The sequence below is a fragment of the Nocardia sp. NPDC050697 genome, from assembly GCF_040654395.1.
GTDB lineage: Bacteria > Actinomycetota > Actinomycetes > Mycobacteriales > Mycobacteriaceae > Nocardia.
The window spans coordinates 150,573-174,529 of sequence record NZ_JBFAHY010000012.1; the positions used below are offsets into that span (position 1 = coordinate 150,573).

25 protein-coding genes are annotated in these 23,957 nt (G+C 73.5%); 17 read left to right on the forward strand and 8 right to left on the reverse strand.

All coding sequences use genetic code 11. The features are described from left to right. Positions 1-77 precede the first annotated feature (77 nt). The gene (locus AB0H71_RS31505; protein ID WP_357028304.1) at positions 78-806 is read right to left on the reverse strand and encodes a hypothetical protein; all 729 of its coding nucleotides are present in this window, start codon (positions 804-806) and stop codon (positions 78-80) included. A gap of 130 nt (positions 807-936) precedes the next feature. Between AB0H71_RS31505 and AB0H71_RS31510 the strand changes: the two genes are divergently transcribed. Both AB0H71_RS31510 and AB0H71_RS31515 read left to right on the forward strand, forming a co-directional pair. Then, positions 937-1,416, forward strand: coding sequence for a nitroreductase/quinone reductase family protein (locus tag AB0H71_RS31510; protein WP_357028306.1), 480 nt, complete (start codon positions 937-939; stop codon positions 1,414-1,416). Between the two features lie 143 nt (positions 1,417-1,559). After that, complete coding sequence (locus AB0H71_RS31515; protein WP_357028309.1) at positions 1,560-2,234, forward strand: hypothetical protein; 675 nt, start codon at positions 1,560-1,562, stop codon at positions 2,232-2,234. Here AB0H71_RS31515 and AB0H71_RS31520 read toward each other — a convergent pair. Beyond that, entirely contained in the window at positions 2,225-3,127 is a 903-nt protein-coding gene (locus tag AB0H71_RS31520) for an alpha/beta fold hydrolase (RefSeq protein ID WP_357028312.1), read from the reverse strand. The genes AB0H71_RS31515 and AB0H71_RS31520 overlap by 10 nt on opposite strands. 78 nt (positions 3,128-3,205) lie before the next feature. Between AB0H71_RS31520 and AB0H71_RS31525 the strand changes: the two genes are divergently transcribed. Together AB0H71_RS31525 and AB0H71_RS31530 are read left to right on the forward strand one after the other, a co-directional pair. Next, the gene (locus AB0H71_RS31525; RefSeq protein WP_357028315.1) at positions 3,206-3,832 is read left to right on the forward strand and encodes a helix-turn-helix domain-containing protein; all 627 of its coding nucleotides are present in this window, start codon (positions 3,206-3,208) and stop codon (positions 3,830-3,832) included. 38 nt (positions 3,833-3,870) lie between these two features. Next, entirely contained in the window at positions 3,871-4,710 is an 840-nt protein-coding gene (locus AB0H71_RS31530) for an ADP-ribosylglycohydrolase family protein (RefSeq protein WP_357028318.1), read from the forward strand. On the opposite strand, the gene AB0H71_RS31535 is transcribed toward AB0H71_RS31530, so the two are convergent. Continuing rightward, positions 4,687-5,430 (reverse strand): class I SAM-dependent methyltransferase, encoded by a 744-nt coding sequence (locus AB0H71_RS31535; RefSeq protein WP_357028321.1) that lies wholly within the window; start codon positions 5,428-5,430, stop codon positions 4,687-4,689. The two genes, AB0H71_RS31530 and AB0H71_RS31535, sit on opposite strands and share 24 nt — an antisense overlap. Before the next feature lie 123 nt (positions 5,431-5,553). Next, positions 5,554-6,012, reverse strand: a complete 459-nt coding sequence (locus AB0H71_RS31540) for a hypothetical protein (RefSeq protein ID WP_357028324.1) — start codon at positions 6,010-6,012, stop codon at positions 5,554-5,556. Positions 6,013-6,161: 149 nt separating this feature from the next. Between AB0H71_RS31540 and AB0H71_RS31545 the strand changes: the two genes are divergently transcribed. The 10 genes from AB0H71_RS31545 to AB0H71_RS31590 all read left to right on the forward strand — a co-directional run bounded on the left by AB0H71_RS31545 (position 6,162) and on the right by AB0H71_RS31590 (position 16,519). Continuing rightward, positions 6,162-7,325: a histidine kinase gene (locus tag AB0H71_RS31545; protein ID WP_357028327.1), complete on the forward strand. Its 1,164-nt coding sequence runs from the start codon at positions 6,162-6,164 to the stop codon at positions 7,323-7,325. Positions 7,326-7,353: 28 nt separating this feature from the next. Then, on the forward strand, positions 7,354-8,148 hold the full coding sequence (locus tag AB0H71_RS31550; protein ID WP_357028330.1) for a LytTR family DNA-binding domain-containing protein: 795 nt from the start codon (positions 7,354-7,356) through the stop codon (positions 8,146-8,148). 65 nt (positions 8,149-8,213) lie between these two features. Further along, a complete protein-coding gene (locus AB0H71_RS31555; RefSeq protein WP_357028415.1) occupies positions 8,214-8,546 on the forward strand; it encodes a hypothetical protein in 333 nt (110 codons plus the stop codon). Between the two features lies 1 nt (position 8,547). After that, a complete protein-coding gene (locus tag AB0H71_RS31560) occupies positions 8,548-10,416 on the forward strand; it encodes a cation acetate symporter (RefSeq protein WP_357028333.1) in 1,869 nt (622 codons plus the stop codon). A gap of 139 nt (positions 10,417-10,555) precedes the next feature. Next, on the forward strand, positions 10,556-10,903 hold the full coding sequence (locus AB0H71_RS31565) for a DUF485 domain-containing protein (RefSeq protein ID WP_357028335.1): 348 nt from the start codon (positions 10,556-10,558) through the stop codon (positions 10,901-10,903). Next, positions 10,900-12,537, forward strand: coding sequence for a cation acetate symporter (locus tag AB0H71_RS31570; RefSeq protein ID WP_357028338.1), 1,638 nt, complete (start codon positions 10,900-10,902; stop codon positions 12,535-12,537). Before AB0H71_RS31565 ends, AB0H71_RS31570 begins: the two co-directional genes overlap by 4 nt. 201 nt (positions 12,538-12,738) lie before the next feature. Then, positions 12,739-14,676 carry an acetate--CoA ligase gene (gene acs, locus AB0H71_RS31575; protein ID WP_357028340.1) on the forward strand — a complete coding sequence of 646 codons (1,938 nt, stop codon included), beginning with the start codon at positions 12,739-12,741 and terminating at the stop codon, positions 14,674-14,676. 214 nt (positions 14,677-14,890) lie between these two features. Next, positions 14,891-15,514, forward strand: coding sequence for a hypothetical protein (locus AB0H71_RS31580; RefSeq protein WP_357028343.1), 624 nt, complete (start codon positions 14,891-14,893; stop codon positions 15,512-15,514). Beyond that, positions 15,504-16,058: a DUF6529 family protein gene (locus AB0H71_RS31585; protein WP_357028345.1), complete on the forward strand. Its 555-nt coding sequence runs from the start codon at positions 15,504-15,506 to the stop codon at positions 16,056-16,058. The genes AB0H71_RS31580 and AB0H71_RS31585 overlap by 11 nt, the downstream gene beginning before the upstream one ends. Positions 16,059-16,084: 26 nt before the next feature. Then, complete coding sequence (locus tag AB0H71_RS31590; protein ID WP_357028348.1) at positions 16,085-16,519, forward strand: Rieske (2Fe-2S) protein; 435 nt, start codon at positions 16,085-16,087, stop codon at positions 16,517-16,519. Here AB0H71_RS31590 and AB0H71_RS31595 read toward each other — a convergent pair. Both AB0H71_RS31595 and AB0H71_RS31600 read right to left on the reverse strand, forming a co-directional pair. After that, positions 16,516-17,238, reverse strand: a complete 723-nt coding sequence (locus AB0H71_RS31595; protein WP_357028351.1) for a hypothetical protein — start codon at positions 17,236-17,238, stop codon at positions 16,516-16,518. The genes AB0H71_RS31590 and AB0H71_RS31595 overlap by 4 nt on opposite strands. Beyond that, entirely contained in the window at positions 17,235-18,128 is an 894-nt protein-coding gene (locus AB0H71_RS31600; protein ID WP_357028418.1) for a hypothetical protein, read from the reverse strand. The genes AB0H71_RS31595 and AB0H71_RS31600 overlap by 4 nt, the downstream gene beginning before the upstream one ends. Before the next feature lie 133 nt (positions 18,129-18,261). Here AB0H71_RS31600 and lspA point away from each other — a divergent pair, with 133 nt between their 5' ends. From lspA to AB0H71_RS31615, 3 genes are read left to right on the forward strand one after another with little or no spacing between them, the layout of a single operon-like run. Then, positions 18,262-18,888, forward strand: a complete 627-nt coding sequence (lspA, locus tag AB0H71_RS31605; RefSeq protein ID WP_357028421.1) for a signal peptidase II — start codon at positions 18,262-18,264, stop codon at positions 18,886-18,888. Beyond that, entirely contained in the window at positions 18,885-19,811 is a 927-nt protein-coding gene (locus AB0H71_RS31610; protein WP_357028352.1) for an RluA family pseudouridine synthase, read from the forward strand. Before lspA ends, AB0H71_RS31610 begins: the two co-directional genes overlap by 4 nt. Further along, on the forward strand, positions 19,804-20,496 hold the full coding sequence (locus AB0H71_RS31615) for a hypothetical protein (protein WP_357028355.1): 693 nt from the start codon (positions 19,804-19,806) through the stop codon (positions 20,494-20,496). Before AB0H71_RS31610 ends, AB0H71_RS31615 begins: the two co-directional genes overlap by 8 nt. A gap of 124 nt (positions 20,497-20,620) precedes the next feature. On the opposite strand, the gene AB0H71_RS31620 is transcribed toward AB0H71_RS31615, so the two are convergent. Both AB0H71_RS31620 and AB0H71_RS31625 read right to left on the reverse strand, forming a co-directional pair. Beyond that, positions 20,621-21,475, reverse strand: coding sequence for a PhzF family phenazine biosynthesis protein (locus AB0H71_RS31620; protein ID WP_357028358.1), 855 nt, complete (start codon positions 21,473-21,475; stop codon positions 20,621-20,623). A 65-nt stretch (positions 21,476-21,540) separates the two neighbouring features. After that, positions 21,541-23,922, reverse strand: a complete 2,382-nt coding sequence (locus AB0H71_RS31625) for an HAD-IC family P-type ATPase (protein WP_357028361.1) — start codon at positions 23,920-23,922, stop codon at positions 21,541-21,543. Between the last annotated feature and the right edge of the window lie 35 nt (positions 23,923-23,957).

The window sequence follows — 23,957 nt, forward strand, 5'->3', positions numbered from 1 at the left end:
GCTCCGGTCCGCTCGGCCGGGTGGCGACATCCGGCGCGGCCGCGCTCCGGTCCCCCGGCCGGGTGCCGACACGGCTCTCATCCTGTCCGCTGATCGGTGACCGGCGGCTGCGCGGCGGCGCCGCGCGGTTCCTCCGCGGCGGTCCAGCCGGTGCGCCCGCCCACCCCGTCCAGCACCGCGGTGATCTCCCGCACCCGGCCGGTCCGGTCCTGCGCCGCCACCTCCACCTCCAGCCCCTTGAGCCGCCCGCGCCCCGCGCCGAGGCCGTGCGCCCCCGCCAGGTGACTGCGAATCCGCAGGTCCGGGTGCGGCCAGTCCTGCCCGGCGATCACCAACACAGCACCTTGACTGCGTACCCGCCCCGCCAGGGTCCTGGCCCGAGCGGGTGGGATGTCGACCCGGTGGTCCAGCACGACCAGGTCGATTCCGTCGGTCAGCGCCGCCACCACGCCGAGCGGATCCCGCCCCGGATCCCGGATGACGGCGAGCCGCTCCAGCGCACCCCCCATCTCGTGGAAGGCGAGCAGCCCGCGCCGCCCGCCGCCGACCAGCGCGGCCCACGCGCCGTCCGCCGTGACAGCGGCCAGCAACCCGAGCAGTACCGCACTGGTCCCGGCGTAGGTCACGGTGGACCCCTTGGCCAGCCCGCCGCCCGGAAAGATCGGGCCGAGCGCCGGGGGGACCGCGAGCACCGGGGTGCGCGCGGCGGCCGGGACCCGGTCGATGACGTCGCGCAGCGCCGCCACTCGCTCGGCCTTCGACATAGCGGCCAGGCGCTCCGGGTCGAGCCGGTCGCGAGCGCTCATCGCCAGATCCACTCGAACATACTTTCGAGTCTGTCACACCCCCGTGCTAAGGGAGCGGCTGTGTTCGCAATCTTGATAAGCCGTCGCACTTAGGACCGGAACTGACCTAAGACCTCGACATACTCGTTTCATGAGCGATACCGACATCACCGACTACAACGACCCGAGCGCCCCCTGGAACCAGGCATGGGACCAGGAGGGCAGCATCGCCGGCTGGAACGGCGACGTGATCACGGAGTTCCGGGCGAACTCGGGCAGGGTGGGCGGCGCCTACGCCGGCGGCGACCTCATCCTGCTCACCACCACCGGCGCCAGGAGCGGCAAGCAGCACACGACCCCACTCGGCCCCCTCTACCGGGGCGACACCCTGTACGTGAGCTCGTTCGTCGAGGACAGGTACCCCGCCTGGTGGCACAACATCAAGGCGAACCCGCAGGTCACCGTCGAGCTCGGGGACCGGACGCACCGCGCCACCGGCCGGGTGCTCCAAGGTGCCGAGTACGCCGAGTTCGCGGCCTGGGTACTGGCCGAGAATCCGTTGCTCGCGGATTTCCAGTCCAAGGCGGGGCGGCCGATTCCGCTGGTCGTGCTGAGCCTCGACGAGGGCTGAGCGCGGGCCGGGGCGCCGCCGATCAGCGGCGCCTCGACCAGGAGCCGGGTAGGCCCGAGCGCGCGGCGAGGATCTTTCCGCGCCCGGGTTCGCGCCGCATCACCGCGCCTGCCAGGGTGGACCCCGCCCGAAGGGAGCAGACCGTGGACGCGCACACCTACATCATCCGAGCCGACGGCGAACCCGCCACCGCCGGCGATCTCGACACCATCGGCGGCTGGCCCGTCCTCGACCCTGGCCAGCCGTGGCCGGTGTGCCCGTGCGGGGCCCGGATGGCGCTCTACTTCCAGCTCCGCGTCCCCGCCGACATCGCGCACTTCGCCGGCGATCAGCTCCTGGTATTCCAGTGCCCGGTCGAGAGCGACGCCTGCTTCCAGGCCGCCGGGCAGCTCCCGCCGGAGTTCTGGGACCACCCGCCCGCCAACGCTCACGCGCACTGGCGAATCCTGCTGCAGCGCAACGCCACCGAGCTCGCCGAGTTCGACCCCTACCTGCACCCGCACCGGCTCACACTGGAGCGCGCGGTGGACGAGGACGATCACCCCGGGTACGACGGGCCGCTCCAGGACTTCAAGGTCGGCGGCACCCCCCACTGGTTCCAGGGCGCCGAGCACCTGCGCTGCCCCTGCGGCGCCGACCTGGTGTTCCTGTGCCAGGTCGCGGAGAACTACGACTTCGGCGGCTACCGGCACCGCACCCGGCAGGCGGACGAGGCGATCGCCTTCGACGACGGGTTCCTGCTCGGCAATATGGTCTACCTGCTCGCCTGCCCCGGGCACTGCCATCCCGCCGCGGTCTATCCAGTCTGTCAGAGCTGAGCGGGGTCCGCGCGCAGCGGCGCCCAGTCGCGGAGCGCGGCGACGAACTCCTCGGGGGCGTCGGACTCGACATACGTCCCGGCCCCCTCGACGATCACGGTCGTGTGCTCGGGGAAGGTCGCCTCCAGCCGGGCCCGCTCGCGGGGACGGAAGGCGATATCGGCGTCGCCCCAAACGATCAGGGTCGGCAGCTGCGCGAGCGCGGGCAGCCCCGCCTCGACCTCGGCGAAGAAGGCCCGGCTGCCGAGCACCCGGCGCGGCAGCACGGCGGAGGCCCCGCGCCGCTCGCGGGTGTCCAGCGCCCGGCGGTAGTGCTCCATCTCGGCCGCGGTTGGCGTGCGCCGCCGGTGGCCCGTCGGGATGAAGGCGCTGACCAGCAGGTTGAACCGCTCGATCAGGAAGCGGGCGGGCGCGCCGCCGACTATGCGGGAGAAGGCCTCGAAGTGCGGGATGCCGTTGACGGGCCAGGCCCAGGTGTTCGCGAGCACCAGCCGCTCGACCACGCCCGGTCGCCGCTGCGCCGCGGCCAGGCCGATCATGCCGCCCCAGTCCTGCCCGACCAGGGTGACCCCCTCGAGGGCCAGTTCGCCGAGGAACGCGGTGACCACCTCCGCGTGCTCCTCGGGGAGGTAGCGGTACCCGGGCGCCGCCGTCGACAGCCCGAAGCCCGGGTAGTCGACGGCGATGCACCGGAAGTCGGTGCGCAGCGCGACGATGACCTCGCGCCACAGGAACGACCAGGTCGGATTGCCGTGCAGGAAAAGCAGCACCGGCCCCGATCCCTCGTCGACGTAGTGCACGGTGTGCCCGTCGATCTCGAGGAAACGGCTCTCGAACGGGAACAGGGCGTCGTCGACCCAGGCGGGCCGCGCGCTCTCGATGCGATCGGTCATGGTTGCCCCTTTGTGTCTCGGCCCGAACCTATGCTTGAATTTGTCATACACACTTGAGAATTTCAAGCGAGGAAGCCGATGCGTAGCTACGGACAGTTCTGCGGGCTCGCCCGCTCCCTCGAGGTCGTGGGTGATCGCTGGAACCTGCTCGTCGTCCGCCAGCTGCTCATCGCCCCCGCCCGCTACCGCGACCTGCTCGACGGCCTGCCCGGCATCGCCACCAACCTGCTCGCCGACCGGCTCCGCGACCTCGAGACGGCGGGCGTGGTGGAGCGGCGCCTCGCGGGCACGGGCAGCGTGGTCGAGTACGTCCTGACACCGTGGGGCACCGAGCTGCGGGGTCCGATCGAGAGCCTGATCCGCTGGTCGACCCCGCTGATGACGCGCGGCCCCGGGGACGACACCTTCCGCTCCGAGTGGCTCGCGCTCGCCGTCCCCGCGCTGCTCGGTGCCCGGGTCGAGGTGCGCTCCCCGGCGGCGATCGGCATCGATATCGGGGAGGCGCCGCTGCAACTGCGCGCGACGGACTCCGGATTCGAGATCGGTCCGCGCGACGGGCGTGTTCTCGCCGCCACCGTCCGCGCCGAACCCGCCTACCTACTGGGACTCGCCGCCGGCGCCGTCACCCTCGGCGATGCCCGTGCGCTCGGCCTGCTCGAGATCGACGGGGACGAATCCGTCGTCCGCGCCGTCTTCGCCGCCTGACGGGGTGCGACGTGCGGATCGAGCGGGACGAACGAGCGGTGACAGCGCTGCGCGGGTTGGCGACGGGTGACGGCTTCGGCTCCTGCTTCACCGACCCGCTCGGGCGGGCAGCCCTCGCGACGCGCTCGCTGCCCCCGGGGCCGTGGTTGTGGACCGACGACACCGAGATGGCCTGCTCGGTGTATCGCATCCTGCTGCGGCACGGGCAGGTGGAGCAGGACGCGCTCGCGCGGTCGTTCGCCGAGCACTACGACATCTACCGCCGCTACGGACCGGGCACCACGCGAATTCTCCGGCTCATGCGCCGGGACGGCACGGACTGGCGCGAGCTGGCGCCGCGGGTCGGGGGCGGGGCGGGGTCCCGGGGCAACGGCGCGGCGATGCGGATCGCGCCGCTCGGCGCGTACTTCGCCGACGATCCGGATCGGGTCGCGGGGCAGGCGGCTGCCGCCGCGGAGGTCACACATGCGCATCCGGAGGGCATCGCGGGGGCGGTCGCGGTGGCCGTTGCGGCCGCGCTCGTCGTCGCCGAGCCGGGGTTGGGCGGGGAAGCGCTGCTCACCGCGGTTGCCGAGCGGACCCCGCCCGGGGCGGTGCGGGACCGCATCCTGACCGCTCGATTCGCCGAACCCGCAACGGCCGCGGCGGAACTGGGAACCGGGCAGGAGTGTCGCGCCCTGGACACCGTCCCGTACTGCCTGTGGCTCGCCGCCCGCCACCGCGGCCGGGTGACCGAGGCGTGGTGGACCGCGGCGGCAGCGGGCGGCGACGTGGATACGACCTGCGCGATCGTCGGCGGCGTGCTCGCGGCCGACCCCGGCCTGCCCGCCGAGTGGTCCGCGCGGACCGAACCGCTACCGGCGTGGGCCATCTCCTGAATCCGGCTTCGCCCAGACCGAGACGTGCTGCGCACTCTCCCCCGTGAACGGCCGACGCTCCCAATCCGCCCACCGGTGCCGCAGCTCGAGCCCGGCCAGCCGCGCCATGAGGTCGAGCTCGGCGGGCCAGACGTAGCGGAACGGGACGCTGCGGTGCGTACCGCGCCCGGTATCGAGGTAGTGGCAGATCACCGACTGGGTCGCGGGGTCGTAGTCCGAGTAGGCCCACCGCTCCGGGCCGAAGCCGAAGGGGACCGCGGTCTGCCCGGCGGGCAGTTTGCGCAGCTCCGGCACCATGACCTCGACGAGGAAGCAGCCGCCGGGCGCGAGCTGCTCGGCGACGGCGCGGAAGCAGGCGACCTGGGCGTCCTGGGTGGTCAGGTTCATGATGGTGTTGAAGACCAGGTAGGCGAGCGTGAAATCGGCGCCCACGTTGGTGCTCGCGAAATCCCCGAGAGTAACGCCGATCCCGGCGCCGCCCGGCTTCGCCCGCAGCCGGGCGACCATGGCCGCCGAGAGTTCGATGCCGTGCACCGGGACTCCGCGCGCGGCCAGCGGCAGCGCGATCCGGCCGGTCCCGACCCCGAGTTCCAGTGCCCTGCCGTCACCGGCCAGCTCGGCCAGCACGGCGACGATGGACTCGACCAGCTCCGGCGCGAACCGCTCCACCGAATTCCGGTCGTACGTCGCGGCGACCGCCTCCCCGAAGTAATCGATCACCCGCGGACGGTAGCGCCGGGGCGCGGCCGGGCGCACCGGATTTTCGAGCGGCGGGCGATGCCGGGGCTCGAATCCGGCACCGTCCGCCGCTCCGGATTCGACGTGCCCCGCCGCCCGGCTTGGTCAGCCCTGGTAGCGGGTGACGGTGAAGTCGACGGTGCCCGGCTCCGGCAGGTGCGCCGGGCCGATCGTCACGGTGCCCTCGAAGCGGCCGATCCCGGCGTGGAACAGCGCGTCCCGCCCGCTGGTGCTCCAGTACCCCGGCCCCTTGGCCGTCTTCGTCACCACGCCGGTCTCCCCGGTGTCGACATTGCGCCAGGTCAGCGTGACCGGCAAGGCGCACGGGCCCACGCCGACCAGCGTCGCCGCCACGGTGAACGCCGCGTGCTCCGGGTAGGCGTCACCGGTGACCGCGGTGTCCACGTAAGCCACGCACGGCCCGTCGGTGAGCGCGACCGCGGGGGTGAACGGGCCGCCGGTGGTGGCGGGGTTCGCTACCGCGGGGGTGGCGAAGACGACCAGCGCGGCCGTCGCGAGCACGGCGGTGGCCAGTACGGCGAGCACGGGTCTGGCTGATCTCATCGGGGCCTTCTCGGGTCGGTGGGAGGGGCTGGGGAGGATTGCCCCGGGTGGGGGTGGAGTAAACCGGATCCGAAGCGCGCGGCCGACACCGGCTGCTCCCCGGGGCACCTGGGAGCGAACCGCATAATCGACCCCATGGAACCCGCCCGATGAACACCACCGCGGTGGCACTCGTGGTGGCGGCGGCCCTCCTGGCCGGCGCCCTGCTCCTGTGGCCCCGCACCCGCCGCGTGGTCACCACCCCCGCCGAACGAGCGGTGCACTCCGCCCTGCACACGGCGGCGCTGGCGGCGGTCCCGCTGCGGCGGGGGCTGACCGCGGAGTCGGCGGCGGAGGCGGCTCCGCACCTGCGGGCGCTGATCGGGGGCGCGGCGCTGGGGGTGGCGGACGCCGCGGGGGCGGTGCTGGCGTGGGACGGCCCGCACGCGACCCTCGGCGCGACCTTCGCCGAGGCGGCGGCCCGAGCGGCGGCCGGCGGCCGCGCGGTGCTCGTGGCGGGCCCGGGCGAGCAGGCGGGGCGGACGCTGGTGGCCCAGCCCATGCTGCTGCCGGACAACGAGGTCACCGGCGTGCTCGGCGTGGTCACCGAGGAGCGGCCGGGCCCCGGCACGCTCGGCGCGCTGGCGGAGGTGGCGCGGTACGCCTGCGGCCAGCTGCAACTGGCCGAGCTGGACGCCTCGCGGGCCCGGCTGGACCGGGCCGAGGTGCGGGCGCTGCGCGCGCAGATCAGCCCGCACTTCATCTACAACGCGCTGAACACCATCGCCTCGTTCGTGCGCACCGACCCGGATCGGGCGCGCGAGCTGATCCTGGAGTTCGCCGATTTCACCCGCTACTCCTTCCGGGCGGCGGGCGAGTTCACGGTGCTCGCCGACGAGCTGCGCAATATCGAGCGGTACCTGGCGCTGGAGCGGGCCCGGTTCGGGGACGCGCTGCAGGTGCGGCTGCGGGTGGCGCCGGAGGTGCTGGGGGTGGTGCTCCCGTTCCTGGCGCTGCAGCCGCTGGTGGAGAACGCGGTGCGGCACGGGCTCACCGGGTCGGGGACGGTGAGCATCGTGGCGGCCGACGCGGGGACGGAGTGCCTGATCAGCGTGGAGGACGACGGCGCAGGCATGGACCCGGAGCTGCTCCGCTCCGGTGAGCTGGATGCCGTCACCACCGGCGAGTCGGCGCACGTGGGGCTGTCGAATGTGGACGATCGGCTGCGCGCGGCCTTCGGCAACGACTACGGGCTGGTGGTGGAGACGGCGCCGGGCGCGGGGACCAAGGTGAGCCTGCGGGTGCCCAAGTTCCGCCCGGGCGTGCGGGTGTGACGGCGGATTCTTCTACGATGAGACCGCTGTGACCGCCACCACCCCGCCCGGCGCCGCCCTGCGCGTGCTCGCCGTCGACGACGAGAAACCCGCTCTGGACGAGCTGGTCTACCTGCTGCGGGCGCAGCCGGGGGTGGGCGAGATCCACGCGGCCAGGGAGTCGACGGCGGCGCTGCGGCTGCTCCGGCAGCATCCGGTGGACGCGGTCTTCCTGGACATCAATATGCCGGGGCTGGACGGAATGGAGCTGGCCGGCATCCTCGCCGAGTTCGCGCACCCGCCCGCGGTGGTCTTCGTGACGGCGCACGACGACCGCGCGGTCGCCGCCTTCGACCTGGGCGCGGTGGACTACCTGCTCAAACCGCTGCGCACGGAGCGGCTGGCGGAGGCGGTGCGCCGGATCGGGGCCGCCCGCTCGGCCGCCGCGCCGCCGGCCGCCGCGCAGCGCGCCGACCCGGCCGAGGTGATCCCGGTGGAGCTGGGCGGGGTCACCACGCTGGTGCACCGGAGCAGCGTGAACTGGGTGGAGGCCGACGGCGACTACGCCAGGCTGCACACCAGCGCGGGCTCGCACCTGGTCCGGATTCCGCTCTCCGCGCTGGAGACCCGCTGGCGGGACGCGGGTTTCCTGCGCGTGCACCGCTCCTACCTGATCGCGCTGCGGCTGGTCACCGGGTTGCGCACGGCGGGCGGCGCGACGCTGGTGTGCCTGCGCGCCGAGGGCGAGGCCGCGGCGGTGGAGCTGCCGGTGAGCCGCAGGCAGCTGCGCGAGCTGAAGAACCGCCTGGTGCACGGCCCGCGGCAGAACTGGACCGGCCGGTGACCGGCCCGCAGCGCCCGGCGACACCGCGCGAGGGACCGCAGCGCCCGGCGGCACAGCGGCAGCGGGTGGTGCTGGCCGAGCGGCGCGGCGCCCGCCGGGTGCGCACCCGCAGCGAGGTCGCCGAGCAGACCGAGATCGGCGCGGCGCTGATCAACGGGCTGATCCGGGCCCAGCTCGGGCTGGCACTGCGGATCGGGCTGATCGTGACGCTCGGGCTCGGCGCGCTGCCCATGCTCTTCGCCGCGGGCGGGCCCGCCACGTTCACGGTGTTCGGGGTGCGGCTGCCCTGGCTGCTGCTCGGCGCGGTGGCGTATCCGCTGCTCTACGGGGCGGGGCGGCTGTACCGGGGGCTGGCCGAGCGCAACGAGCAGGACTTCCTGGAACTGGCCGGGGACTGAGGTGCCAGGCACCGCCCCGCTGCTCACCGTGGCCGCGCTGCTGCTCGCGGCGCTGGTCACGGTGGCGCTGGGGGTGTACGGGGTGCGGCTGGCGCGCACCACCTCCGACTTCCTGGTCGCCAGCCGCAGCGTCGGCCCGCGCTGGAACGCCGCCGCCATCTCCGGCGAGTACCTCTCCGCCGCCTCGTTTCTCGGCGTCGCGGGGCTGATCGCCAAGTACGGCGCGGACGCGCTCTGGTACCCGGTCGGGTTCACCGCGGGGTACCTGGGGCTGCTGCTCTTCGTGGCCGCGCCGCTGCGCCGCTCGGGCGCCTACACGGTGCCGGATTTCGCGGAGTTCCGGCTCGGCTCGGCGCGGCTGCGCAGGCTGGCCGCGGTGGTGGTGGTGCTGGTCTGCGCGGTGTACCTGATCCCGCAGTTCCAGGGCGCCGGGCTGACGCTGCGGATCCTGCTCGGCTGGCCGGGGTGGGTGGGCGCGGTGGCGGTCGGGGTGATCGTGATCGGCAACGTGGCGGGCGGCGGCATGCGCTCGGCCACGCTGGTGCAGGCCTTCCAGTACTGGCTCAAACTCACCGCCGTGGCGCTGCCCGCGCTGGTGCTGGCCGGGCACTTCCTGGCCGAGGACCGGCCGCTCGGCGCGCCGGCGCCGCCGGTGCTCGCCGAGCGCACCACGGTGGACATCAGCACCGACGTGGTGGTGCAGGTGGCCGGGGTGACCCCGGTCACGGTGCGCGGCACGCTGGACGGCGCCGCGGTGGACGGACCGGTCGAGCTCACCCCGGGCGACCACGAACTCGGGGCAGGCACCGACCTGGTGCTGGAGCCGGGCAGCGCGGTCCCGGTGGTGGCGGGTGCGCCCGCGGACGGCGCGGGCTGGCTGCTGCCCGGCGGCGGGTTCGGCGGCACGCACCCGACCTACCAGGTGTATTCGCTGATCATCGCGACCTTCCTCGGCACCATGGGGCTGCCGCACGTGCTGGTCCGCTTCTACACCAACCCGGACGGCAGGGCCGCGCGCGCCACCGCGCTCGCGGTGATCGGGCTGCTCGGCGTCTTCTACCTGTTCCCGGTGCTGCTCGGGGTCTTCGCCCGGCTGTACGTGCCGCAGCTGCTGATCACCGGCACCTCGGACGCGGCGGTGGTGCTGCTGCCCGGCGCGGTGCTGAGCGGGCTGCCCGGCCGGCTGCTGGCGGCGCTGGCGGCGGCGGGGGCGATCGCGGCGTTCCTCTCGACCTCGTCCGGGCTGCTGGTCGGCATCGCGGGGGTGCTCGGCACCGACGTGCTGCGCGGGCGGGTCCGCGACTTCCGGTTCGCGGCGGTGGTGGCCGGGGTGGTGCCGCTGCTGCTCTCGCTCACCGTGGTCTCGCTCGACCTCTCCCGGACGGTGGCGCTCGCCTTCTCGGTGGCGGCCTCCACGCTCTGCCCGCTGCTGGTGCTCGGCATCTGGTGGCGCGGGCTGACCGCGGCGGGCGCCGCCGCGGGGCTCACCGCGGGCGGGCTCACAGCCGGTGCGGCCACCGTGGTCTCGGTGACGGGCGGCGTCGCCGCCGGGTGGGCGGGTGGCTGGCCCGCGGACATCATCGGCTACCCGGCGGCGGTCAGCGTGCCGATCGCCTTCGCCACCATGGTCGTGGTGAGCCTGGTGACCCGCGGGCAGGACACGCGCGCGGTCGGGCGCATCTTCGTGCGCATGCACGCGCCGGAGAAGCTCGGCATGGGCGCGGACCGCGAGCACGGAATGGGCGCCGGGAGCAGCGAATCCGGCCCCGAGCAGCACGGTGCGGTCGCTTCCCTGCCCGGCCCGGCCGCGGGCGATCTCGCGGTCGGCCGAACCCTCGGAACCGAGCCACCCGGCCCCGCCGGACGCTGACCGCTCGCCGCGCCCCGCCGACCGCTCACCGCACCATCACACCCCTTCACGGAGTGACCTGCGACACAGGCCCCGGCGGCCCCGCCCCGGAGTTACGGTCATCCGCTGTCAGCCACGTCACACGACAGGACTCCCCCGGATGACCAGTACCGACCTCGGCGGCGGACAGCCGCCGACCCAGGCCGAGTTCGCCGCGGCGCACTCCAGCCCTCAGTTCCAGGAGCTGCGAAGCCGTCTGCGGCGCTTCGTGTTCCCCGTCTCCGCGCTCTTCCTGACCTGGTACCTCGCCTACGTGCTGCTCGGCGCCTACGCGCACGACTTCATGGCGACGACGGTGTTCGGCAATATCAATGTCGGGCTGCTGCTCGGCCTCGCCCAGTTCGTCACCACCTTCCTGATCACCGGGCTCTACGTGCGGTTCGCCAACCGTGAACTCGACCCGCGCGCGGCCGCCATCCGCACGGAGCTGGAAGGAGACCGGGCGTGAACACCACCTCCCTGCTGGCCGCCTCGACCACCGTCGGCAACCCCGCCGCGAATATCGCCATCTTCGCGATCTTCGTCGCGGTGACGATGGTGGTGGTGATCCGGGCCAGCCGCAACAATGCCACCGCCGCCGACTACTTCACCGGCGGCCGCGGCTTCTCCGGCCCGCAGAACGGCATCGCCATCGCCGGCGACTACCTCTCGGCGGCGTCCTTCCTCGGCATCGCGGGCGCCATCGCGGTCTACGGCTACGACGGCTTCCTGTACTCCATCGGCTTCCTTGTAGCCTGGCTGGTCGCGCTGCTGCTGGTCGCCGAGATGCTGCGCAATACCGGCAAGTTCACCATGGCCGACGTGCTCAGCTTCCGGCTGAAGCAGGGCCCGGTGCGCACCGCGGCCGCGCTCACCACGCTCGCCGTCTCGCTCTTCTACCTGCTCGCGCAGATGGCGGGCGCGGGCGGCCTGGTGGCGCTGCTGCTCGACATCTCCGATCGGGCCGGGCAGTCGGTGGTGATCGCGGTGGTCGGCATCCTGATGATCGTCTACGTGCTGGTCGGCGGCATGAAGGGCACCACGTGGGTGCAGATCATCAAGGCGGTGCTGCTGATCACCGGCGCCGCGCTGATGACGGTCATGGTGTTCGCCAAGTTCGGCTTCAACCTCTCCGACATCCTCGGCGGCGCGCAGGAGGCGGTCAGCGGGTCGGCCAACGCCAAGGTCGCCGCGCGCGACGTGCTCGCGCCCGGCGCGCAGTACGGCGGCAGCGAGACCTCGAAGCTGAACTTCGTCTCGCTCGGCCTGGCGCTGGTCCTCGGCACGGCGGGGCTGCCGCACGTGCTCATGCGCTTCTACACGGTGCCCACCGCCAAGGAGGCGCGGCGCTCGGTGGTCTGGGCCATCGCCCTGATCGGCGCCTTCTACCTGTTCACCCTGGTGCTCGGGTACGGCGCCGCGGCCATCGTCGGCCCGGACCGGATCCTGGCCGCCGCGGGCGGGCAGAACTCGGCGGCCCCGCTGCTCGCCTTCGAACTCGGCGGCGTCGTGCTGCTCGGCATCATCTCCGCGGTGGCCTTCGCGACCATTCTCGCGGTGGTCGCCGGGCTCACCATCACCGCGTCGGCCTCGTTCGCGCACGACATCTACGCGAGCGTGATCAAGAAGGGCCAGGTGGACGAGCGCAAGCAGGTGCGGGTCTCGCGGATCACCGCGGTGGTGATCGGGGTGCTCGCCATCGGGCTCGGCATCCTGGCCAATGGCCAGAACATCGCCTTCCTGGTGGCGCTGGCCTTCGCGGTGGCGGCGGCGGCGAACCTGCCGACCATCCTGTACTCGCTGTTCTGGCGGCGGTTCAACACCACCGGCGCGCTGTGCAGCATGTACGGCGGGCTGATCTCGACGATCGTGCTGATCGTCTTCTCCCCCGCCGTCTCCGGCGGCCCGACGGCCATGCTGCCGGACGCCGATTTCGACTGGTTCCCGCTGTCGAACCCCGGCATCGTCTCCATCCCGCTGGCCTTCGTGCTGGGCATCGTCGGCACCTTCCTCGGCAAGGACGACGAGGATCCGGCCAAGGCGATCGAGATGGAGGTGCGGTCGCTCACCGGCGTCGGCGCCGAGAAGGCCATCTCGCACTGATCCCGGTCACGCGCCGCGCGGAACACCTCGCGCGGCGCGTTCCGGCGTGCGGCAGTGTCGCCCGCGCGCGTTCCGACGCCCCGATCCCGGTGCGCGACACCGAACCCAGCCGTTTCGCGGCGGCAAGTGGCCGGAAGCCGCCGATGCGCCGCCAACGCCCCCACTGACGAAGCCGCTTGCGGCGTTAGAAAGGAATCCCTCGTGACCAGCGCACCCGAGCTGCCAACCACCTACGCGCCGACGGCGGAGTTCGCCGCGGCCGCGAACGCGGGCCCGGAACTGGCCGAACGTGCCCAGGCGGACCGGCTCGCCTTCTGGGCCGAGCAGGCGGACCGGCTGCACTGGGAGCAGCGGTGGACCGACGTCCTCGACTGGTCGAACGCCCCCTTCGCCCAGTGGTTCACCGGCGGCCGCCTGAACGTGGCCTACAACTGCGTGGACCGCCACGTCCACGAAGGCCGCGGCGATAGAGTCGCGATCCACTTCGTCGGGGAGCCCGGCGACACCCGCGACCTCACCTACGCTGACCTCCTCGCCGAGGTCTCCCGTGCGGCGAACCATTTCGAAACCCTGGGTCTGGTGGCGGGTGACCGGGTGGCGGTGTACATGCCGATGATCCCGGAGGCGATCATCACCATGCTGGCCTGCGCCCGCCTCGGCCTCACCCACTCCGTGGTCTTCGCCGGCTTCTCCCCGACGGCGCTCCGCTCCCGGGTGGACGACGCCGCGGCCCGCCTGGTCGTCACCACCGACGGCCAGTTCCGCCGCGGCACCCCGGCCGGGCTCAAACCCGCTGTCGACGAGGCACTCTCGGCCCCGGGCCACACCGTCGAGAACGTGCTGGTGGTGCGCCGCACCGGCCAGGACACCCCGATGACCGAGGGCCGCGACCACTGGTGGCACGACACCGTGCAGCGGCAGCCCGCCGAGCACACCCCGCGGTCCTTCGACAGCGAGCACCCGCTCTTCATCCTCTACACCTCCGGCACCACCGGGAAGCCCAAGGGCATCCTGCACACCAGCGGCGGCTACCTCACCCAGGCCGCCTACACCCACCACCACGTCTTCGACCTGAAGCCGGAGCGCGACGTCTACTGGTGCACCGCCGATATCGGCTGGGTCACCGGGCACACCTACATCGTCTACGGGCCGCTGGCGAACGGCGCCACCCAGGTGGTGTACGAGGGCACGCCGAACTCGCCGGACGAGCACCGGCACTTCGACATCATCGACCGCTACGGCGTCAGCATCTACTACACCGCGCCCACCCTCATCCGCACCTTCATGAAGTGGGGCAGGCAGATCCCGGACGCGCACGACCTGAGCTCGCTGCGCGTGCTCGGCAGCGTCGGCGAGCCGATCAACCCGGAGGCGTGGCGCTGGTACCGGGAGGTGATCGGGCACGGCAGGACCCCGATCGTGGACACCTGGTGGCAGACCGAGACCGGCGCCATCATGATCTCCCCGCTGCCCGGCGTCACCGCCGCCAAACCGGGCGCCGCCATGACCCCGCTGCCGGGGATCTCCGCGCGGGTGGTGGACGAGGAGGGCAATGCCGTGCTGCGCGGCGAGACCGAGGCCAACGGCTACCTGGTGCTGGACCAGCCGTGGCCCGCCATGCTGCGCGGGGTGTGGGGCGACGACCAGCGCTTCCAGGAGACCTACTGGGAGCGCTACGCCGAGCGGGGCTGGTACTTCGCCGGTGACGGCGCCCGCCTCGACCCGGACGGCGACCTCTGGGTGCTCGGCCGGGTGGACGACGTCATGAACGTCTCCGGCCACCGCATCTCCACCGCCGAGGTGGAATCCGCGCTGGTCGGGCACTCCGGAGTGGCCGAGGCGGCGGTGGTGGGGGCGAGCGACGCCACCACCGGGCAGGCCATCGTCGCCTTCGTCATCCTCACCGCCACCACCGAGAACACCGGGCAGGCGCTCACCGCCGAGCTCGGCCAACACGTGGCGCGGGAGATCAGCCCGATCGCCCGGCCGCGCGAGATCCACGTGGTCCCCGAGCTGCCCAAGACCCGCAGCGGCAAGATCATGCGCAGGCTGCTGCGCGATGTCGCCGAGGGCAGGGAGCTGGGCGACACCAGCACCCTGGTCGACCCGACCGTCTTCACCGCCATCGCGGAGGCCTAGGGCGACTGATCGTTTCGCGCGGGACCCGGCTGCCGATGAGGGGCAGCCGGGTCCCTTCGCTTTTCGGGGACACGCCGACGACACGCCGGATTCACAGCGGATTCCGGCGCGCGGTGAACCGTGCGGGGCCGCCGCGCCGTAGTCGGGGCGAAACGCGGTACCGGTGCCCGCACCGGGAGGACCGCGCTCGTCCACCCCGATCGAGGAGCGAACGATGACACGTCGTGGCCCGCTGCTGACCCTCGCAGCGGCCGCCGTGCTGGGCCTGGCCCTGCTCGGCGTCAATATGTCCAAGGAGGAACCGGCGCCCGCCGCGGCGACGTCGCCCGCCGCGGCGGTGGTGCCCCCCACAACAGCCGTCCCGGCCCCGAGCCCGGTTACGCCCGGTGTCCCGTTCCCCGCCAAGGCGGATTACGTCGGCACCATCACCAGGGCCGCCGGGCCGCCGCTCACGCTGGCGATCACCGTCGCGGAGGGCGCGGTCACCGCGTACGCCTGCGACGGCGCTGCGGTTGAGACCTGGTTGCAGGGCCGGGTGGTCGACGACGTCGCCCGGCTGGAAGGGAAGAACGGGGCCCGGCTGGAGGGCAGGGCGGGCGGCGGCGCGGTGCGGGGCACGCTCTGGATCGGCGACAAGAGCTGGGAGTTCACCGCGCCGGTCGTCGCCGGAGCGGCCGGGCTCTACGCCGCCACCGACGGCGGGGTCAGGCAGAGCTGGATCGTGGACGGCGCCGGCGGGGTGACCGGCGTGGGCCGCGGCCCCGACGGCACGACCGCACCGGCCGGGCCGCTGCCCGCCACCGCGACCCGGATCGGAGGTGGGGACAGTGCCGACTGAGCAGCGCACCGGTTCGCCCGCGGTGGTGATCGCCGGTGCCGTCCTGATCGGCGCCGCTGTCGCGGTGGTGCTCGGGGCGTACGGCGCCCTGCACGAACCCCGGTTCTTCTCGGTGAACGTCGCCGGGTTCTCCAGCCCGGTCTCGGTGAAGTCCTGGCTGGCGACGCTGGCGACGCTGCTCGCGGTGTTCCAGCTCGGCTCGGCCGCGGCCATGTACGGGCGGATTCCCGGCTTCACCGCGCCGGGCTGGCTCGGCGCGGCGCACGCCTGGTCCGGGCGGCTCGCGGTGCTGGCCGCGACGCCGGTGGCGGTGCACTGCCTGTACGCGCTCGGTTTCCAGCACGGCGAGCCGCGGGTGCTGGCACACTCGCTGTTCGGCTGCTTCTTCTACGGCGCCTTCGTCGCCAAGATGCTGCTGCTCACCCGGCGCGGGCTGCCCGGGTGGGTGATTCCGGTCGCGGGCGGGGCGCTCTTCGCCGGGCTGGTCGGCGTCTGGCTCACCTCCGCACTGTGGTTCTTCCAGCACAACGGCCTCGTCTTCTGATCCGCACGACCCGAACGGAGTTCCCCATGACCCTCTCTCCCACTGTGAGCAGGCGCGGCGTCGTGCTCGGCGCCGGGGCCGCCGCGGCGGCCGTCGCGGTCGCCGGATGCAGCACCTACGGCGACGAGCCCACCGCGGCGCCGAGCACCCCGGCGCCGGGCACCACCGAGCCGGGCGCCCCGGCGCAGGCGCTGGCCAAGACCGCCGACGTGCCGGTCGGCGGCGGGGTGATCGTCGGCGACACCGTGATCACCCAGCCCACCCCCGGCAGCTACGTCGGGCTCTCGACGACCTGCACGCACGCGGGCTGCAAGGTGACCAAGGTACTGGACGGCGCCATCGACTGCGTGTGCCACGGCAGCAAGTTCGCGCTCGACGGCACCGCGGTGGCGGGGCCCGCCAAGAAGCCGCTGGCCGCGAAGGCGGTGCGGGTCCAGGGGGACTCCATCGTCGCGGGTTAGGGGCCGGCGATGCCGCGCAGGCGGCGGACCTGCTGGGCGGTGAGCGCGCTCAGCACCTCGGGCTGCACCGACTCGGGGGCGGTGACCGCGATCTGGGTCAGGGTGTCGCCGACCTGGACGAGCGCGACCGCGGAGTGCAGCGTCAGCTCGTCGGCGCGCACCAGCACCTGGTAGGCGGTGCTGCTGTCGCCCGCGGCGGGCTGGTCGAAGGGGGCCACCTCGTAGGTGATGCGCGGGTCGTCCGCGCTCTCCGGCGGGGTGGCGTCGGCGAAGGTGACGCAGTCGCGCAGGGTGCGCTGCACCGCTGCCAGCGCGGACGCGACGCCGTCGGCCGGGTAGGCGGCGGCGTCGATATCGATGCTGGAGAAGTCCGGGCCCGCGTACTGCACCGCGGCGTCCGCGCGGGCGCCGGGGGCCTGGGCGGCGATCGGGGTCAGCACGGCGACGCAGGCGGCCGGGTCGGTGGCGTCGGCGGTCGCGCCGGTGCCGGGGTCGCGGGGTGGCAGCGGGGTGAAGCTGCCGGGCAGGTCGGTGCTGGAGAGCAGCCGGTTCAGCAGCTCCGCCGGCCCGGCCGGGCCGGTCCCGGTGACCGGCGCCGCGGTGACCGGAGCGCCGAAGGACGGCAGCCCGCCGGCGGACGCGGGCGCCGGTTCGTCGTCCCCGCACCCGGCGAGCACCAGCACCGCGAGCGCGGCGGCCCCCGCCGGACCGAACCTCACTCGGCCCACGAGACCTGCGTGTTGATCGTCTGCTGGAGCACGCTGTCGCTGCGCGCGTCCCGGTACGCCTGGTGCCCGCCGACCGTGATCGACCCGGCCACCGGCAGCGGCAGCCCGAGGTCGACGGTGATGGTGCCGGAGCCGGTCATCTCGTAGTCCTCGATCTGCAGCGTCCCGGCGTCGTTCGGCAGCGACCAGACCGCCGACTTGGGCGTCTGCGAGACGTCGAGCTGCAGGGTGATCCGGTCGCCGTCGCGCTCGGTGAGCGTCGCGGTGGTGACCTGGTCCAGCAGCACGCCGCCGGTCACCTCCTGCCGCACGGTCCACATGGCGCCGACGCCGACCGGCTCGTCCGGGAAGGTCACCGAGCGGTACACCGCCTGGTAGAAGGCCTGTTCCAGCGCGGCGCGGGCGGTATTCGAGGTGTCGGGGGACGGCGCGAGGCGGAGCGCGGTGATCGCGCCCAGCTCGCTCATCTCGAAGCCGGCGTGCGAGCCACCGGCATCGGTGAGCGCCTTGGCCAGCACCGGGTCGTCGGTGGTGACATTGCCGAGCACCAGGTCGACGCCGTCGGCATCGGCCTCGGCGGTCATCGGGATGGTGATCTCCGGATTGGAGAAATCGCGCGGCTGCTGGTCGTTGATGATCTGCTCGATATTGTGGTCGGTCCGCAGCGTCACCCGCTGCACGGTGCCGACGGCGTAGTGCGGGCGCAGCGGCGACCTGGGCTCCTCGCCCGGGTACACCAGCGTGGTGACGGCCGCCGAGATCGGCACCGTCACCTCCTTGCCGTAGCCGAGCGGCTCGGTGGCCGCGTCCCGGTCGCTTCCTGGCTCCCCGCCGTCGCCGCACCCGACGCCGAGCGCGGAGAGCCCGACCGCGAGCACCATCAGGAACACCCCCGAGCGGGCCGCCCGGGGCGTCAGGGGAGAAGACAACACCGTCACGTGCAACAGGGTACGACCGGTTCCTGAGCGCAGCCTGGGACATCCGGGGCGAATCGCCGCACCGGCTCGAGCGATGATGGTCGGTGTGACCGACGACCCCGCCGCCGACAACGAACCCGCCGCAGGCAGTGACAGCGCCGCGCACAGCGAAGCCGCACCCGCCGAGCCGGGGGCCGGGCTCGGGCCGAAGCGGTTGCCGCTGCTGCTGATCCTGGCCGCCGTGCTGTACGGCCTCGACCTGCTCACCAAGAGCATCGCCGTGGCGCGGCTGACCCCGGGCGACCCGGTGTACCTGATCGGCGACGTGGTCCGGTTCTCCCTGGTGCGCAACCCGGGCGCCGCCTTCTCCATGGCCACCGGGATGACCTGGCTGCTCACCCTGGTGGCGGCGGGCGTGGTGATCGCGGTGATCCGGATCGGCAGCACGCTGCGCTCGCCGTGGTGGGCGGTCGGGCTCGGCATGGTGCTCGGCGGCGCGCTCGGCAACCTCACCGACCGGCTCTTCCGGGCGCCCGGCCCGCTGCAGGGGCACGTCGTCGACTTCATGGCGGTGGGCTGGTGGCCGGTGTTCAATGTCGCCGACTCGGCCATCGTGTGCGGCGCCATCCTGCTCGTCGCGCTGACCGTCTTCGGCTTCGAGCCGGACGGGACCAGGCACCGCGGCAAGGAATCCGCGCGCACGGCGGGTGAGGAGCCCGCGTGAGGGAGACCAGGACCATGCCGGTTCCGGACGGGCTGGACGGCATGCGGGTGGACGCCGGGCTCTCCCGGCTGCTCGGGCTCTCCCGCACCGCGGTGGCGGCGCTCACCGCCGAGGGCGCGGTGCAGCTGGACGGCGTCGCGGCGGGCAAGTCGGATCGGCTCACCGCGGGCGCCTGGCTCGAGGTCGAGTTCCCCGAGCCGCGCCGCGAGCTCACCGTGGACGCCGAGCCGGTGGAGGGGATGAAGATCCTCTACGCCGACGACGACATCGTCGCGGTGGACAAGCCGGTCGGCGTCGCCGCGCACACGGGCGTCGGCTGGAGCGGCCCGACCGTGGTCGGCGGGCTGGCCGCGGCCGGCTACCGGATCTCCACCTCCGGCGCGCACGAGCGCCAGGGCATCGTGCACCGGCTCGACGTCGGCACCTCCGGGGTGATGGTGGTGGCGCAGTCGGAGCACGCGTACACCGTGCTCAAGCGGGCGTTCAAGCAGCGCACGGTGGACAAGCGGTACCACGCGCTGGTGCAGGGCCACCCGGACCCGTCCAGCGGCACCATCGACGCGCCGATCGGCCGGGCCAGGGGCAACGACTGGAAGTTCGCGGTGACCGCGGACGGGCGGCCCAGCGTGACGCACTACGACACCGTCGAGGCGTTCCAGGCGGCCAGCCTGCTCGACATCCACCTGGAGACCGGGCGCACGCACCAGATCCGGGTGCACTTCTCCGCCGTCAGGCACCCCTGCTGCGGTGACCTGACCTACGGCGCCGATCCGCGGCTGGCCGAGCGGCTCGGGTTGCAGCGGCAGTGGCTGCACGCCAGGGCGCTCGGGTTCCACCACCCGGCGGACGGGCGCTGGCTGGAGATCACCAGCGACTACCCGGACGATCTGCGGCACGCGCTGGATGTCCTCCGGGATGCCTGACCCGGATTCGGAGCCGCTGGATCCGCGCTGGCGCAAGGGGTTGCTCGCCGGGGCGATCGGGCTGCTGGTGCTGGCCGGCGTCGGGATCGGGGCGCAGACGCCGCCGCGCTCGACCGGGGTATCCACCGACCGGGTGGGGCCGGAGCAGGGCGAGGCGGTCTCGGCGTACCTGACCAGGGCGCGCGCCACCCTGGAGCGCACCGACGACGCGCCGCGCTGGGCGCTGGTCTCCTTCGCCGACTACGTTCCGGCGGAGCGGGTTCCGGCGCTCGCCGCGGGGGTCCGGGTGGCGCGGGTGCTCGAGCACGTGCCGCTGGAGCGGGTACAGACGCCGATCGTCGCGATCCCGGTGCCGGATTCCGCGGCGGCGGTCACCGGGGCAGCGGCCGCCGCGGCGGACATCCTGCGCGACCGCCTCGACCGGCAGCCGCTGGATCAGCGCGCGGCGCAGGTGCACGAGGTGGCGGTAGCCCGGCTGCGCGCCGGGTGCGCCTGCACCGCCGGGCTGATCGTCCGCGCCGCCCCCGCCGAGCTGCGGGAACTGGCCGCGCGCACCGGTATTCGCGCCGTCGAGGCGCTGCCCGCCGACACCGTCGCCGACCGCTTCGCGGTCACCCCGCTGCTGCCCGGCACCACCCGCACGGTCGGCCCCGAGCCGGACGACGGCCCGGTGCCCCCGCGCTGAACATCCGCCTCGGCTTCCGGCCCGCATCGCGCCGACGGGGTGCCGCGCCCGCGCGCAGCCCGCGGCACTCGCGAAAGCCACAGCGCCCGAGCCCGGCCCGGCCGCTGGGCGGCCGAGGTGCGGCTCAGCCCGCGCCATCCCCCTCGACCGCCGTGACGTACCCGTCCGGCACCTGGACCACCCCGTCCAGGTAGCGCCTGCACCGCCCGGCCACCAGCACCCGCTCCCCCGCCAGCTCGACCCGCAGCGCACCACCGCGCCGGGAGAGCTGCCTGGCACGGAACTCCGTGCGCCCCAGCCGCTCCGCCCAGATCGGGGCGAGCTGCGCGTGCGCCGACCCGGTGACCGGATCCTCCGGCACCCCGATCCCGGGCGCGAACATCCGGGAGACGAACTCCACCGAGTCACCGGGCGCCGTCGCCACCACCCCGCGCGGCACCGCCGGGAATGCCCCGAAATCCGGCCGCAGCGAGCGGATCTCGGCCTCGCTGCCGAGGACGAGCACCTCGTCCGGCCCGGAGAAGGCCGCCACCGGCTCGGCCCGCAGCGCCGCCGCCAGCGCCGGGGCCACCGGCACCGGCGCCGACCGCTGCGCGGGCAGGTCGAGCACGTACTCGTCGTCGTCGGTGCGCTCCACGTGCAGCCAGCCGCTGCGGGTCCAGAAGGAGACCCCGTCGACCCCGGGGTGCAGGTCCTCCAGCACCTGCGCGGCGGCGGCCAGGGTGGCGTGCCCGCAGAGCGCCACCTCGGCCGCGGGGGTGAACCAGCGCAGGTGGAAGGCGGGCCGGTCGGCGGGCGGCGCCCCGGCGGCGGCGGGCAGCGCGGGGGTGAGGAAGGCGGTCTCGGAGAGGTTGTTCTCCTCGGCCAGCCGGTGCAGCAGCCCGTCGGGCAACCACGCGGTCAACGGCATCACCGCGGCCGGGTTCCCGGTGAACGGCGCCTCCGCGAACGCGTCGATCTGGTGCAGCAGTACCTCCATGGCTCCAGAAGGTACACCGGGGCCGAATGCCCGCTTGCCGCAAGGTTTCTGGTGGCGTCTCCGGTCTACTCCGCGGCGCCGCGGCGGCCGAGCCACTGCGCGATCTCGACCAGCACGATGCCGACCGCGCCGCAGCCGAGCGCCGCCGCCGTCAGCCGCGGGTTGGAGGGGTCGAGCAGGAAGAACTCGCGGGTGAACGGCAGCGAGAAGAGCAGCAGGTAGGCCAGCACCGAGGCGCCGATCAGCAGCACCTTCCACCACACGTAGGGCCGGGCCACGATCGCCAGCACCCACACGGCGATCACGATGAGCGTGATCAGCGCGGTGGTGCCCGCCTGGATCTGCTGCTGCTCGCCCGCCTCCGGCCCGGCGTAGGCGATCAGGTAGGCGACGAAGGTGGCGACGCCGATGATCACCCCGGACGGAATGGCCAGCTTCATCACCCTGGCCACGAAGCCGGTGCGGGCGCGCTCGTTGTTCGGCGCCAGCGAGAGCACGAAGGCCGGGATGCCGATGGTGAACCAGGCCGCGATGGTCACGTGCCGCGGCAGGAACGGGTAGCCGATCGGGTCGTAGCCGAAGATCTGCGAGCCGACCCCGGCCAGCCCCACCAGAAAGGCGAGCAGCACCGAGTAGACGGTCTTGGTGAGGAAGAGATTGGAGACCCGCTCGATATTGCCGATCACCCGGCGGCCCTCGCCCACCACGTACGGCAGCGTCGCGAACCTGTTGTCCAGCAGCACGATCTGCGCCACCGCGCGGGTGGCCGGGCTGCCCGACCCCATGGCGACGCCGATATCGGAGTCCTTCAGCGCGAGCACGTCGTTCACGCCGTCGCCGGTCATGGCGACGGTGTGGCCGCGGGATTGCAGCGCGCCGACCATGGCGCGCTTCTGGTCCGGGCGCACCCGGCCGAAGGTGGTCTCGCGCTCCAGCACGCCGGCCAGCTCGTCGCGGCCGTCGGGGAGGGTGCGGGCGTCGACGGCGTGGTCGCCGCCGGGCAGCTCCAGCGAGGTGGCGACGGCGCCGACCGAGACCGCGTTGTCACCGGAGATCACCTTGATGGCGACGTCCTGCTTCGCGAAGTAGTCCAGCGTCTCCCTGGCGTCCGGGCGCACCTTCTGCTCCAGCACCACCAGCGCCTCCGGGGTGACCTCGCCGGGGGCGCCCGCGGCGTCCACCGCGCGGTCGCCGCGGGCGAGCAGCAGCACCCGCAGCCCGGCGGCGCCCAGCTCCTCGGCCCTGCGGGCGGCCGCCGACTGCGGGTCGAGCAGCACGTCGGGGGCGCCGAGCAGCCAGTTCCCGTGCTCGCCGTAGGAGTGGCCGCTCCACTTGGTGGCGGAGGAGAAGGGGGCCACCGCGGTCGAGCGCCACTCCGGGCGCTCCGGCAGCGCCTCGGCCAGCGCCTGCACGCTGGCGTTCGGGCGCGGGTCGTCGGCGGCGAGCGCGGCCAGCGCGGTGCGGGCGGGGGCGGCGTCGCCGGTGAGGCTCTCGACGTCGGCGAGCCGCATGCCATTCTCGGTGAGCGTGCCGGTCTTGTCCGCGCAGACCACGTCCACCCTGGCCAGCCCCTCGATCGCGGGCAGCTCCTGGACCAGGCACTTGCGCCTGCCCAGCCGGACCACGCCGACCGCGAAGGCGATCGAGGTCATCAGCACCAGCCCCTCCGGCACCATCGGCACCAGCGCCGCCACCATGCCGGTGACCGCGGGCTGCCAGCTCTGGTGGCTGGAGAAGAGCTGGTTGTAGATGCTCAGCAGCCCGGCCGGGATGAGCAGGAAGGTGATGAAGCGCAGGATCCTGTCGATTCCGCTGCGCAGCTCGGAGTGGACCAGGGTGAACTTGCTGGCCTCCTCGGCCAGCCGGGCCGCGTACGCTTCGCGCCCGACCTTGGTGGCCCGGTACGCGCCGGAGCCGGAGACCACGAAGCTGCCGGAGAGCACCTCGGCGCCGGTCTTCTTGTCGATCGGGTCGGCCTCGCCGGTGAGCAGCGATTCGTCCACCTCGAGCAGCTCGGCCTCGAGCACCTCGCCGTCCACCACGATCTGGTCGCCGGGGCCGAGCTCGATCAGGTCGTCCTGCACCACCTCGCCGGGCGGCACCTCGGCGGCGACCCCGTCGCGGCGCACCCGGGGGCGGGCCTGGCCGACGATGGCGAGCTCGTCCAGGGTGCGCTTGGCGCGCACCTCCTGGATGATCCCGACCGCGCTGTTGGCCACGATGAGCAGCCCGAACATGCCGTCGATCGGCGACCCGGCGGCCAGGACGAGCACGAAGAGCACGCCGAGGATGGCATTGATCCGGGTGAAGACATTGGCGCGCACGATCTCCCGCACCGAGCGGGAGGCGCGGGCCGGGACGTCGTTGGCGCGGCCGTCGCTGCGGCGTTGCTCGACCTCGGCCGCGGTCAGCCCGGTCGCGGCATCCGCTCGGACGGAAACAGACATGCCGCAAGGCTACGGGGGTATCGCCGTCGGCCCGC